Source organism: Dysgonomonadaceae bacterium zrk40 (assembly GCA_016916535.1).
Classification (GTDB): domain Bacteria; phylum Bacteroidota; class Bacteroidia; order Bacteroidales; family Dysgonomonadaceae; genus Proteiniphilum.
Map to the genome: position 1 here is coordinate 81,455 of CP070278.1, position 13,592 is coordinate 95,046.

Annotated in this window: 8 protein-coding genes; 3 read left to right on the forward strand and 5 right to left on the reverse strand. The window is 64.5% G+C overall.

What is annotated here, in order from left to right:
• The first annotated feature begins 177 nt into the window (after positions 1-177).
• Both JS578_14000 and JS578_14005 read left to right on the forward strand, forming a co-directional pair.
• On the forward strand, positions 178-1,452 hold the full coding sequence (locus JS578_14000; GenBank protein QRX65348.1) for an ABC transporter substrate-binding protein: 1,275 nt from the start codon (positions 178-180) through the stop codon (positions 1,450-1,452).
• Between the two features lie 290 nt (positions 1,453-1,742).
• Positions 1,743-3,359 (forward strand): GMC family oxidoreductase N-terminal domain-containing protein, encoded by a 1,617-nt coding sequence (locus tag JS578_14005; GenBank protein QRX65349.1) that lies wholly within the window; start codon positions 1,743-1,745, stop codon positions 3,357-3,359.
• Positions 3,360-3,540: 181 nt separating this feature from the next.
• On the opposite strand, the gene JS578_14010 is transcribed toward JS578_14005, so the two are convergent.
• The 3 genes from JS578_14010 to JS578_14020 are packed head-to-tail and all read right to left on the reverse strand — an operon-like array spanning position 3,541 to position 7,873.
• Entirely contained in the window at positions 3,541-4,020 is a 480-nt protein-coding gene (locus tag JS578_14010; GenBank protein QRX65350.1) for a DUF805 domain-containing protein, read from the reverse strand.
• Positions 4,021-4,046: 26 nt separating this feature from the next.
• Positions 4,047-5,729, reverse strand: coding sequence for a hypothetical protein (locus JS578_14015; protein QRX65351.1), 1,683 nt, complete (start codon positions 5,727-5,729; stop codon positions 4,047-4,049).
• Entirely contained in the window at positions 5,726-7,873 is a 2,148-nt protein-coding gene (locus tag JS578_14020; GenBank protein ID QRX65352.1) for a hypothetical protein, read from the reverse strand. The genes JS578_14015 and JS578_14020 overlap by 4 nt, the downstream gene beginning before the upstream one ends.
• 189 nt (positions 7,874-8,062) lie before the next feature.
• Here JS578_14020 and JS578_14025 point away from each other — a divergent pair, with 189 nt between their 5' ends.
• Positions 8,063-10,021 (forward strand): DUF2207 domain-containing protein, encoded by a 1,959-nt coding sequence (locus JS578_14025; GenBank protein ID QRX65353.1) that lies wholly within the window; start codon positions 8,063-8,065, stop codon positions 10,019-10,021.
• 55 nt (positions 10,022-10,076) lie between these two features.
• On the opposite strand, the gene JS578_14030 is transcribed toward JS578_14025, so the two are convergent.
• Positions 10,077-10,535 (reverse strand): pyridoxamine 5'-phosphate oxidase family protein, encoded by a 459-nt coding sequence (locus JS578_14030; GenBank protein QRX65354.1) that lies wholly within the window; start codon positions 10,533-10,535, stop codon positions 10,077-10,079.
• Positions 10,536-10,686: 151 nt separating this feature from the next.
• Positions 10,687-13,416 carry a DUF2339 domain-containing protein gene (locus tag JS578_14035; GenBank protein ID QRX65355.1) on the reverse strand — a complete coding sequence of 910 codons (2,730 nt, stop codon included), beginning with the start codon at positions 13,414-13,416 and terminating at the stop codon, positions 10,687-10,689.
• Positions 13,417-13,592 lie beyond the last annotated feature (176 nt).

Below are 13,592 nucleotides of genomic sequence, written 5' to 3' on the forward strand. Positions count from 1 at the left end.
CGATTTTCGGAAAGCACGATGCGTAGATTCAATAGGTTAGAGCGTCCTTTGTGCGTCCGAATGGACGCACGGCGCTCTGGTTGCATATTTTCCCGAGCCGCCGTTGCGGAGGCGTTCGCGATGCGGATGGTGACCGGCGGGCAGAGGGATCGGACGGAACACAAAGGGAGAGGAAAAATGATCAACAGACGAAAGTTTCTGCGCTCCACGGCGGCCACCGGGCTGATGCTTGCCGCGCCCGGGCTCGCGGCGCCCGCGATCGCCCAGGGCCGGAAGATCAAGCTCGGCTATGTCTCGCCGCAGACCGGCCCGCTTGCCGGCTTTGCCGAGAGCGATAATTATAATATCGAGGCCTTTCTCGCTTCGTCGGTCGGCAAGAACTTCGAGGTTATTGTCAAGGACAGCCAGTCCAATCCCAACCGCGCCGCCGATGTCGCAAAGGAGCTGATCCTGAGCGACGAGGTCAATCTGATGCTTGTCGCCTCGACGCCTGAAACGACCAATCCCGTTTCAGGCGTGTGCGAATCCGAGGGCATTCCGGTGCTTTCGACCGTGGCGCCCTGGCAGCCCTGGTTTATCGGCCAGCAGGCCAATCCGCGTGATCCCTCAAGCTGGCAGCCTTTCGAGTTCGCGTTCCATTATTTCTGGGGCATGGAAGATATCATCGCGGTCTACACCGCCATGTGGGATCAGCTCCAGACCGACAAGTCCGTCGGCGGCCTGTTTCCCAACGATGCCGACGGCAATGCCTGGGGCGATCCCGAAACCGGCCTGAAGCCGGGCCTTGCCGAACGCGGCTATGCACTGACCAATCCCGGCAGCTTCCAGAACCTCTCAGACGATTTCTCGGCCCAGATCAACGCCTTCAAGGCGGCGAACACCGATATCATCACCGGCGTTCTCATTCCGCCGGATTTCACCACCTTCTGGAACCAGTTGCGCCAGCAGGGCATGCAGCCGAAGGCCGTCACGGTCGCCAAGGCGCTTCTGTTCCCGCAATCGGTGGAGGCGCTCGGCGAGGCGGGCAACAACCTGTCGTCGGAAGTGTGGTGGACGCCGAACCATCCCTTCTCGTCTTCCGTGACCGGGCAAAGCTCGGCCGAGCTTGCTGCGGATTTCACCGCCAAGACCGGCCGTCCGTGGACCCAGCCGATCGGCTTTGTGCACTCGCTGTTCGAGGTCGCCGCCGATGTGATGGGCCGGGCCGAGGACCCCACCGACGGAGAGCTTGTCGCCGAGGCGATCGCCGCGACCGACATGGAATGCGTCGTCGGCCCGATCGCCTGGAACGGCAAGGGCGTGCCGCCGTTTGCGGCGAAAAACGTCTGCAAGACGCCGCTCACCGGCGGCCAGTGGCGGATCAAGGATGACGGCGGCTATGACCTGGTGATCGTCGAAAACGGCGCGGCGCCGGAAATTCCGACCGGCGGCAAGATGGAAGCGCTCAGCTAGCGCGTCTTTCGGCCGGATACCCCTTTGTCTTCCGCCCGGATGACAAGGCGGAGGTCTGGGGCGGGTCTGGGTCTCGATGAAACGCGGACCCGCTCCACATTCATCCAATCGATCGGTGCCCGCGCGCGCCGAAGGCAATGTTGCCGCCTTTTGTCAAAAAAAACTGGCCTGCGCAATCCGATCGGTTCAGACTGGCATTGGCGGGCTCGCCTTGAACCAACGGGATCGGGTCCTTGATGTCTGCATCGACGCAAGGGCCGTGGGCATCGACGCTGCCTGGAGTGATGAGCATGGTTGAAACAGAGACCGTCGACGACGGCGAATTCGATTATATCGTCGTCGGAGCGGGATCTGCCGGCTGCGTGCTGGCCAATCGGCTCAGCGCCAATTCGGCAAACCGCGTGCTGCTGCTTGAGGCGGGCGGGCACGACAACCACCACTGGGTCCACATCCCGGTCGGTTATCTCTATGCCATGGGCAATCCACGGCTCGACTGGTGCTATCGCACGGCGCCGGAGCCGGGGCTGAACGGCCGCGCGCTTGCCTATCCGCGCGGCAAGGTGCTGGGCGGCTGTTCCTCGATCAACGGCATGATCTACATGCGCGGACAGGCGGCGGATTACGACCAGTGGCGGCAGGCGGGCTGCACCGGCTGGGGCTGGGACGATGTGCTGCCGCTGTTTCGCAAGTCCGAAAATCACTTTGGCCCGGCAAGCGCCGTCCACGGCAAGGGCGGCGAGTTGGACGTCTGCGAACAGCGCCTGCACTGGCCCGTGCTCGATGCCCTTGCTGCAGCGGCCGAGGAAATCGGCATTCCCGCCACCGACGATTTCAATGACGGCGACAATGAGGGCGTCGGCTACTTTCCGGTCAACCAGCGCGGCGGCCTGCGCTGGAACGCCCGCAAGGCCTTCCTGAACCCCGCCCGGTCGCGATCCAATCTGCGCATCGAGACGAAGGCCCATGTCGCGCGCATCGCACTGTCGCAGGGGCGCGCGGAGGCGGTGATCTACCGCCAGAACGGCCGGACCAGACGGGCCGCCTGCCGGGGCGAGATCGTGCTTGCCGCGGGCGCGGTGAACACGCCGCAGCTTCTGGAGCTTTCCGGCATCGGCGATGGTGGCCTGCTGCAGTCCCTCGGTCTTCCCGTGGCGCTCGATATTCCCGCCGTGGGCGAGAACCTCCAGGACCACCTCCAGATCCGCACCGTGTTCCGCATCACCGGTGCGCTCACATTGAACGACCGGCTCGCAACGCTGGCAGGCAAGGCCGGCATCGCGCTCGAATATGCCTTGCGCCGCACCGGGCCGATGTCGATGGCGCCGAGCCAGCTTGGCATCTTCACCCGGTCTTCGCCCGAGCATGAGCGGGCCAATCTCGAATACCATATCCAGCCGCTTTCGCTGGAAGCCTTCGGCCAGCCGCTCGACAGGGAGCCGGGTGTGACGGTTTCCGTCTGCAACCTGCGCCCGGAAAGTCGCGGTACGATCCATATCACCGCCCCGACGCCCGACGCGCCGCCCGACATCCGCCCCTTGTATCTCTCGGCGCGCGCCGACCAGATCGTCGCCGTCGACAGTCTCCGCCACGCCCGACGCCTGATGGCCGCCGCCGGTCTGGTGGGGCTCAACCCGCGCGAGATCAAGCCCGGCCCGGATGTGCAATCGGACGAGGATCTTCTGAAGGCCGCCGGCGCTCTTGGCACCACGATATTCCACCCGGTCGGCACGGCCCGCATGGGCGGCGACCCCGCAAGCGTGGTCGACCCGGAACTCAGACTGCGCGGCCTCGCCAATCTGCGCATCGCGGATGCCTCGATCATGCCCACCATCCCCTCCGGAAACACGCATGCGCCGGTGACGATGATCGCGGAAAAGGCCGCGGAGATGATGCTGGCGGCCCGATAGGAATCGCCCGGCACAAGATGTTTTTCCTATAAACGCGGGCTTCAGCGTGTCGCATGCTGGCCCTGTCATGGGCCATGCGCGGCGAACGGGAGACTGACATCTGCTCCACCGCCAAAGCGGGCATCGGCAAATATCTTCCCGGAAAGTTGATCTTTTCGGCGGATCGTCGCCGATCGCGCCTTCATGCTTCCGGCGGCGGGCCGAAACGGTTCGGCTTGCCGCCGCCCGCGCGAGCCAGGAGCACGATGAGATAGATCGCGGAGCCGGCCCCTGAGAGCGCCGCGACGCTGACCACGGCGATGATCTGCGGACCGGTATTGCCAAAGGTCGCGACCTCTTCGAGCGGTTTGGAGAGGCCAAGGAGCAACGCGAAGCTGATGAGGGTGATGGCAAGCGGCAGCCCGGCAGGCAACAGGATCCACCATCCCCGCCGGTTCACGTCATGCAGGCGGCGGACGCCGGCCGAAAGCAGGGGAAGCAGCGTGACGATGATGAAGAATACCGTAACCGGATGACGATCCTGAAGCCCACGTTCCGGATCGGCCGGAAACAGAAGATCGTCGGCCATGCCGGCACTCAGCTGGCCAATCACAAGCGCCAGCACGAACCACCAGTATTCCGCCCGCGAGGCCCGCCCGCCGAAGCGGGCGAATTTCCTCAAGGAGGTCAGGATCGCCCGATGCGGACTCATGGCGCATTCCGGGCGGGGGTCGCGTCTCCCTGCAGCCGGCCGTCACGCCAGAGCTGATGGGAGACGGGACCCTCGGCGTCGTAATAGGTGGTGGTGCCGTCGCGCTTGTCGTGTTTCCACATCTGCACTTCCTCAAGCGCGCCGTTTTCCGCCAGGATGTAGCGCGGCCCGTCCTTCATACCGTTGCTGAAGCTTGTGACCGCGATGCGGTAGCCGTTGCCGTCAAAGGTCGTCCAGCGGCCTTCCTGGATACCGTAGTCGTAGCGGCCCTGTCGCGTCTCATCGCGGTAGGGCACCTGTTCCAGCCATTCGCCGTGCTTTTCGCCGTCGACATAGCGGCCGCCGGCAATCATCCGGTCGCCGTCCAGCTCCTTGTAGGGGCCGTCCAATACGCCCGCGTCATAGGTGGCGAGCCGTTTGAGCTCGCCGTTCATCCTGTATGTGCGCTGCGCGCCGGTCAGCTTGCCGTCATCGTCATAGGTCTCGTGGATGACGTCGCTGGAGTGTTCCGTCCGGCGCCAGTCGCCGACGCGCTTGCCGTGGTCGTAATAGCCCCGGTCCCACTCCCGACCGCGCCAGGCGCGGGTGTAAAGACCGTCCTCCTTGCCGTCGACATAGTGGACGCGGGTGGTGATCTGGTCGATTTCGGTGGTCGAGACGAACAGGCCGCGATATTCGCCGTCAACCAGTTCGGTGCGGTCGAGAAGCTTATCGTTGAGATACTTCGTGAACAGGAGATAGCCGTCGGCCTTGATCTCGGTTTCGGTGAAATTGCCGTAATGCTCGACGGTTTTTTGCCCTTCGCCGCGGCCTTCGATCTGCACCGGTTCCTGGAGCCAGATCAGCGCTCCGTCCTTCCATTTCCGGTTTCTCAGTTCGCTTCCATCTTCGGCATAGTCGGTCTGGGCGACCAGTTCGCCGGATTCCGACCAGCGTTTTGCGCTGCCGGTCGGTTTGCCCATATCATAATGCTGCTCGGCCCGGCGCGCGCCCGAGGGCCAGTATTCGGTGACGACCCCATCGGCCGCGCCATCGACATAACGGCCTTCCTCGATGAGGTTTCCGTCCTCGTCATAATCCTTGTAGGGCCCGTCGCGTCGGCTAATCGACCAGTGGATTTCGGCGGCAAGCTTTCCGTTTTCGTGGTATTTGCGTTCCACGCCGTCGATATGGCCGTCGACATGATTGTTTTCGGCCGAAAGCGTGCCGTCCTCATAATAGAGGCGCCACGGACCGTTTAGCACGTCATCCTTCCAGGTGGTTTCGCGCTGGGTCTTGCCATCCGCCCAGTACCGGACCTCCGTGCCGTTTTTCTTTCCATCCTCATAAGGCGTGCGGCCCACGACATTCTCGTCCTCGTCGAAGGTCACCATCTCGCCGTCGCGACGGCCGGCCTCGTTGAGCGGAACGCGGGTCTTGAGGTAGCCCGAGCCGGGATAGAAGGTCTCGATCTTTCCGACCTTGCGGCCTTCATCCAGCGTCGGGGCGGTGTTCCAGACGCGGGCGTAACGGTCATCGTCTTCGTCGTAGATATCGATGATATAGACGCCGTCCTTTGCCTTTTGCGGCGGCGTGTAGCTGTAGGCGCCGTCCGGGGCTGGTGCCAGGTTTTCATCGACATTGGCGGCATGGGCGGCGCTTGCGGAAAGCGCGAGCAGAAGGGCGAGAGCGGTTTTCATCGGGCGTCCTCCCTCGGTTCGGGCAGATCGGGAAAGCGGATCTCGAAGCGTCGTGTCACCGGGGCGGAACCGGTATCCGCTTCAAGGATGCGTTCGGGCCGGCCGGCGGCGCGGATGTTCCCGTCATCGAACAGCGCTGCGGCGAGCGTATCGTCTGGGGAAAGGGGCGTGCCATCCGGCGTGACCAGCGCCAGCGCCGTGCCCTCGGCATCGACCAGCCGGAAACGCGCGTTGAATGCGCCAATCGTCATGGCGCTGTCCGCGCCGAGGGTTTCCGGATCGATCAGCCATGGCCGCGCGGGATCGAGCGCTTCGCTCGCCTCACGCCAGGCGACGGCGGTCTCGCAATCGATGACGACCGTGATCGGTTCATGCCCATAGAAATGGGTGCGGATGCCGTCATCGGTCTGAAGCTGCAGCGTCGTCGTGCCGGTCCCTTCGTCCGCCTGCGTTTCGAAGACCAGGGCGTGACCGGCAAGCGATACGGGCTCATCCAGCCCCGCCGCGCAGTGCTTCGCCTGCGTCGTCGCCAGCCTGAACCGCAGCGCGGCGAGATCGAGGCCTTCGGGCGTGAGCGCATCGAGCGCCGGCGGCGCGCCAGCCGGATAAAGCGCCCGCATCTCGGGTTCGGTGTCGGGATCGATGCGTTTGCCGCGTTCGGTACGGAAGGTGACCGCGCGGGTCGCGGCCGGCGTTTCGGCATAGCGTTCGACGCGGATGTCGATCTTTTCCGGCACGGTTTCAGCCTTGAGCGCCACCCTGAGGGCGCTGTAATCCGGCAGCGCCAGTCGTCTCGCCTGGCTTTCGGCCGGCGTCAGCCAGTCCGAGCCGCTGTCGGCGGCATAGATCTGGCCCTTGACGTCGCTTCCTTCCGGGAAGGAAAGGCCGAAGAAATCCCAGGTTTTGCCGGAGAGCAGCAATTCATAGCCGTCATCGGTTGGCCGGAACTCGGCCGAGGCACCGTTGCGGCTTACGCTGGCCTTCCCGTCCGCATCCGGTCGCAGCGTGAGCGTGAAAGGTTCCGACGGATACCAGTCGACATCGGCGGTGAGCGCCGTCGCCCGCTCCAGATCGTCGCGGACATCGCCGATGCCGACCGGGCGCGCCCGCGAGACCGTCCGAAACCCGCCATCGCCCGGAACAGTCACGGGCAAGGTGGCGATGAACTGCGTCGGCAACTCGGTTTCGTGGTCGAAGAGATGAAAATCATGAAGCGCGAAACGGCCGATATTGCTGCCCGCCGCGGGATCATGGGCGAAGCTTAGCGTGTAGGTCTTGCCATGCCTGTCTGCCTCTCCCGGTTCGCCGGGAAACACCATGTCGGGCTCGGGCGGCATGACGATGGTTGAAAACGGAAAGGTCGGCATGTCATGCCATTCAGGCTCGCCCCGGAATGCGTGGGTGTAGAGCGGGAAGGGGCTCTCCGTATTCGCCATCGCGATGGTCTGGCGCGAGAAACGCTCATCCTCCGCGCCGGGATTGATGCGCGTATCATAGGTCATCACCGAGCGTTCGACCCAGCCGCTCTCGCGCGCCAGCACCGAAACGCCGGACAGTCTCGTATCCGCCGACACACCCTCATAGCTGAGGAAAACCTCGTTTGGCGTCACCGCGCTGACCGTGATCTCCACATTGGCGACGCCCGACAGCGTGGTCGTGGTCGTCCAGCCTTTCTCGACTTCGATTTCGACCGGCAGGACCGGCTGGCCGAGCTGGTCGCGCATCTGGGCCAGCATGGCTTCCGGCATCTCGGCATCGCCGCGCGGGGCGAAATCCTTGAGCCCGTGACTTTCCGGATCGATCGTGGCGGAAAAGCCCTCGCGCATCAGGTCGGCAAGATCGTCGGGCGCGTCGCCGAAGGCGGTGCTCGTCACCCGCGATCCCTCGTCATAGGCGAACCACAAAGGGAGGACATCCATGCTGATTTCGCCATCGTCGTCGCGGCCGGTGACCGCGAAGCGGGTCAGCGCCGAAACGAACTGGTTGTCGCGGAAACGCGAATCACTGAAGCCGGAAGCCATGGAAATTTCGAGGTGATAGGTCCGTTCGCTGCCGACAGCCGGGTCGAAAATGATGGTCTCGGCCTTTGCCACGCCGGGAATGGCGGCGACAAGCAGGGCGAACCAGAAACGTCGTTCGGTCATGCTTTCTCCTTCGATGGCGCAGTCATGAAGGGGTGGGCTGAGAGAGGCAAGTAACTGTAAGTTGAGATTTACTTCCTGTCGGGAAAGACCGTTCTAACGAACGGATTTGTCTATGCTTTTTGGCCGGGCTATAAGGGCCCGTCACCCGGATTCGCCACACCAAAAGCCAGGGCCTCAGCCTATTTGTTCATGAAATCATGCTCGGTTTTCCAGACAGTTTTTGCCCGCCGGCACGGCAAAGCGGATGGCGGGCTTTTGGTCTCGGGGAAGCGGATCATCACGGCCTTCCTGCTTGTGCTGATCTGGCTCTCGCCGGCCTTGGCGCGCGAGCGGATCGAACGTTTCGAAAGCGACATTGCGATCGGCGCGACCGGCCGCCTCGATATCACCGAAACAATCGCGATCAAGGCGGAGGGGTACCGGATCGAACACGGCATCTTTCGCGATCTGCCGATCGCGGGTCGGACGGCGGAGGGCGGCGTCGATCCCGGCGCGCTGCAGGTCCTTTCGGCCACGCTCGACGGCAAGCCGGTGCCCATGCGCGTTGCCCGCCGCAGCGACTATATCCGCATCTTTCTGGGGGATGCCGGAACCGATCTCGAACCGGGCGTTCACACCTTCCGGTTTGCCTATCGCACCGGACCGCAGATCGAAAACCGCGACGGTCACGACGAATTCTACTGGAATGTAACCGGCTCCTACTGGGCCTTCCCGATCGACAACGCCGCCGCGACCATTCGCCTGCCAGAGGGCGCGGCGGCCACGCAGGTCGCCGGCTATACCGGCCCGCTCGGCGCGACGCGCGCGGAAGTGTCCCGCGGCCTCAGCCCGGATGGCGGCACGGTCGATATCTCGACCTACCGTATTCTCGACCCGGAGGAAGGGCTCACGGTCGCTGTCAGGTTCCCGAAGGGCTTCGTCAGCGAGCCGGCGGCCGCCGAGCGGTTCCGGTGGTGGGTGCGTCGCAATCCGGGCGTGGCGATTTCCGCCGTCGGCCTTGGCGCTCTCGGCCTCATATTCCTATTCGTTTCCCGCAGGATCAGGCGGCCCGGAGAAGAGCAAGCATCACGATACCCTGTGGTCGAGCGGCGAAAGCCGCCGCGCGGCACGACGCCTGCTCAGGTGCAGTATATTTCGATGCGGCGGATGCTCGGCCATTCCGCGCTCCTCGCGACGGTCATCAATCTCGGCCTGCGCGGGCTGATGACCATCGTGCCCGAGGGCAAGGCCTGGCGGATCGTGCTGGATAAGGGCGATCCCGGCATGCTGGCGCCCGAGGAGGAAGCGCTGGTTTCGGGCGTGCGCGCCGAAGGCGGCAGCGTCCTGGTCGAGCGCAAGAACCGGCAGACGCTGCGGCGGCTTTACGGCGATTTCGCCCGCGCGGTGCGCACCACCCATGGCCGGCGGTATTACGCGCCGAACGGCAGGTGGAAACTGGCCGCCGCCTTCCTCTGCTCCGGCCTTGCCGCAGCTCTTGCGCTGACCGGCATGGATGGCGAAGGGTGGATCCTCGCCTATGGTCCGCTGCTGCCGATCGTGATCGGCCTTGCCTTTGCGGGCTTCGATGCGCGCGCCTCGGCGGATACGTTCAGCAATACGGCGGGAAACGGCATGGGCGGCGGGCTGGTCGCGAGCGCGGGGCTGTGGCTGGTGACAGGCTTCTTCACCGGCGCCTTCGGCTGGGCGACGGCGCTCGGCCTCGTGGCAACGCCGCTGCTGTTCTGGGTGTTTGCCGCGCGGATCGGCCAGCCGACGGAAGAGGGGCGGGCGCGCGAGGCGGAAATCGCGGGGCTGCGCCTCTATCTCGAACGCGTCGGCGACATGCGCCACGCCAATCGCAGCGAAAGGGACGCGCTTCCCGCCCTTCTGCCGTTTGCGGTGGCGCTCAATATGAAGTCAGAATGGAGCCGCGCCTTCGACAGTGTCATGGACGCCGGCCCCGGCACCATCAACCCGATCCCCTTCGGCCTGCACCCGACCTTTTACGACACGGGCGCGAATGGCGCGACCATCTTTGGCGCCTGTCAGGCCCTCAGCACCAACCTGACGGCCTGCATCTCGCCCAACGGATCGGGCTCGGGAGGCGGTTTTTCGGGGGGTGGCTTCTCCGGCGGGGGCGGCGGAGGCGGTGGCGGTGGTGGCTGGTAAACCGCGCCGCCACCCAAAACGTCGCAAGTGAGGCCGTGCAGGGCTCTATGGTCGGCTAGAAGCGGACCTCGAAATGGTCGCCCATATCGGGCTCCTCGTCCGTCACCTTGGCCTTTGCGATCTGGATGGCAAACCCGATCGCGCCCTTGGTGGCCCAGACCTCGGCGAAGTCCGGCGTAAACCGGATCAGCCGGATGTCGGGATCGTCGATGCCATCGAACCAGCTTGAAGCAATCGGATTCCAGAGCTCCTCGAGCTTTTCCCGGTCCTGGACCACCTCGGACCGTCCCTCGACGCGGGCATGCATCTCGCCATTACCGGTGACGATCAGCGAACTCTCGGTCTCGCCGGCCTCGATCGCCTTCACCAGATCAGTGCCCTTTGCGGTGATGAACCAGATTACCCCTTCCTTGTCATTGGGGTAGGGTGCCATCGGCACATGGCGGGCCGAACCAATGCCCAGCATCGCGGCGCGAACGTCGTCCATTTCTTTCCAGAATTCGGATTTTGACATTGTTTTCTCCTTTGGAGGCATAAACGTCTTCCGTCCGGAAAAGTTGCTTGCCGGAATCGCGGATCGGGCCACACGTCGATTTTCCCGCAAGGCCCCGTGAGGGCGCGGTCGCGAATGCGCCGCGTCTGCAGACGGGCGCGCGGAGGGACGTCTATCGATCTTGCCCGCCGCCCGAAGCTTCGCGCGGCCCCGCCATGCTGTTCCAGCGCAGGTTCATCACACGGTCGAGCCAGCCAAGACCGGCGAGCGCCAGTCCGAGCCCGATGAGGGAGACGACCCGTAAAAGCCCTTCCAGGCCGGAAATATCGATGAGGAAGACCTTCGCGATCGTCAGTCCGGCCGCGGCCATGGCGACCTTGCGCAGGACGTTGGAGCGCCTGGAGAAGCTGACGGCGAGCAGGATTGCGCAGACGATCAAGAGCGCGATCGTGTAGCTGTAGAGCTCCGGCTGGGTGACGCCGGGCGCCGAAAGGTCGGGCCCGTGCCAGAACCGGCGGATTTCGCAAACGAGATAAAAACCGGCCAGCAGGCTCGATATGCTGACAAGGCCGGTCCGCAGCCACGGCCCGAGATTGACGATCCTCCAGGCGCCGATCGCCAGCACGGCCGCGAGCGGCAGGTAGCTGAGCGCAAGACTGTCGAAAACCATCGGGCCCGTGACGGGGTGGAACCGGAACAGCAGGGGATTTGAAATCGTCAGCGGCACGGCAATCAGCGCGGCGGAAACGAGGCCGAAGAGCAAGGCGAGACCCAGCCGGAACAGTCTCAGCCACCTGCCCGTGGTCGGCACCCGGTTGATCTGCGCCAGCATGGCGACGGCCATCACGGCGGCCAGAAGCCCCGGCTCATCCGGCACCAGCCGCTGCAACACCGCGCAGGCGAAGACGGCGGCGACCGTCCACGTGGTGGTCTCGATGGCCGCCTGAACCGACTGACGTGCGCGCGACACCGTGAGGCGCCATCCGGCATAAAGCAGCACCAGCGTGCCGCCATAGGCTTCAAGCAGCGCCAGCCACGACGTGTCGCTGCGCACGGCCCAGAAAAAGCCGGGATTGGCCACCAGCCGGAAGGCGATGATGGCGAGCGCCGCCTTGGTGAAGAGGCCGATCAGGGCAAGGTCGAACCGCCGGTCGAGCGCGATCGTGAGGACGACGACAACGCCGAGCGCCAGCGTGAGGGCCGCCTTCGTGAGCACCACGAACAGCGCCAGCGCCAGCATCGAGAGCGCGGCAATGGCGAAAAGCGCCGCGCGCATCTGGCGCCGGCTGCGCTCCTCCGCGCGCAACGTCCGGTCGGTCAGCAGCGCCATGACGGCCGATACCGCCAGGAGATGGATGCTCCAGAGATAATCCCCGAAAGCCGCCGCGGGCGACCACAGAAATTCGAAAATGAAGGCGGTCGCCGGGGCAAACGCCGCCGCGCCCAGCGCAAACCCGAGCGCCGTGTTTTGGTCCTCCCCGCAACGGGTCATCCGCCAGAAGGCCATCAGAGATGCACCGACGGACAGGATCAGGGCGAAGGTGATGAAAGCGGAAGACCCGGCTGTTGCATCTGCCGGAGGCTGCAGCGCGGCAACGAATGACGCGAACAGCGGACCGCGCTCGACGACCTGCAGGACAGGCACGGACAGAAACGCGGCGGCAGGCAGGAACGACATGTCCCTCAGCGCTTCCGCACGGCGCATCCATAAAAGCGTCGCCGCGAGGACGAAGGCGATGAGCAGAAAGGCAAAACAGGCCTCTGTCGCGGATGGCGCATCGGTGGACAGGAGAAGGCCGGCGCCGCTGACGAACAGCGTCATGGCCGCGACGACCCGGGTGGGGAAATCGGCGCGCGGCTTGAGACCCGCAAGTGTCGCCAGAACCGTCTGGCCGGCATGGGAGGGCACAAAGCTCTGCACCGGGAGGATCACAGCCGCCAGCCAGGAGAGAGCAAGAAAGACCGTATAGTGGATCAGGCCGCCGGTCGCGAGGTAAAGTCCGGTTGCGGCCATCGCCGTTGCGGTCAGCACGAGGGCGGAGACCCATGCCCAGCGCTTGACGCTGTCCACCGCAAGGCCGGCAATGGCGATGAAGGCGAAATAATAGAAAAACAGCCAGCCGCTCTCCGCACTGCCGCCGACCAGAAACGGCGCGGCGGTGGCCCCGATAATGCCGACGGCGCTCAGGACCGAGCCGTAAAGCCAGCCGAGCGCAACCGCGAGAATGCTGAGCAGAACCAGCCCGGCCAGCGTCATCTCGGCGGAAACCAGTCCATAGAGAAGACGGGCGGCAAGCACGGCGGCAAACAGCGTCACCAGACCCGCGCCTGCAAAGACGGAGGGCAGGTAGCGCGTTGACGGCGTCGTCTCGTCGCCGAAGCGGCGGCGAAGCCCTTCGCCGGCGCCCACCAGCGCCACGCCCAGCATCAGCGCCCCGAAAACCCGCCAGACCGGCGTCAGAAGCCCGTTTTCGACGCCATATTGCACCATGAAGATGCCGCCCAGCGCCAGCGAAAGCGCCGCGAGCGCGATTGTCCAATTCTGGCGCAGCCATCCGCCGAACGTCTGCAGCAACGCTCCGGTAAAGACGAAGGCCCGCGGCGGGCCGCCGGTGGCTGGGGGCATCTTTCCGGCGTCCGTCGATCCTGATTCCTCAGGTGACCGGGCCGTTTCCGGTTCTGTCGTTTGGGCCGCGTCCTCCGCCCGCTCCGCCATCGCTCTTTCCGGCTCTTCGGCCGTGACGGCCGTGGCGGCATCACCGCGGCATTCCAGTTGCTCCAGCCGCGCCAGAAGGCTCCGCTGAGCATCCTCCAGTCTCTTCATCCGCTTCCGCATCCCGGCGTTGGACGCGATCAGCGCCAGAACAAGGATGAGAACCAGAAACTCGAAGAACGATGTCATATCAGGGCATTCCACTTTCACGACGCAATAGGGGCGGTCTAGCGCATCGGCCCGAAAATCGGAATCGCTTTTCGGAAAGCACGATGCATCGGTTCAATAGGTTAGAGCGTTCTTTCGTACATCGCCGCTGCGTCATGCATGCGCAACCGGAATCAATCGCCTGACTAAAATCTCGG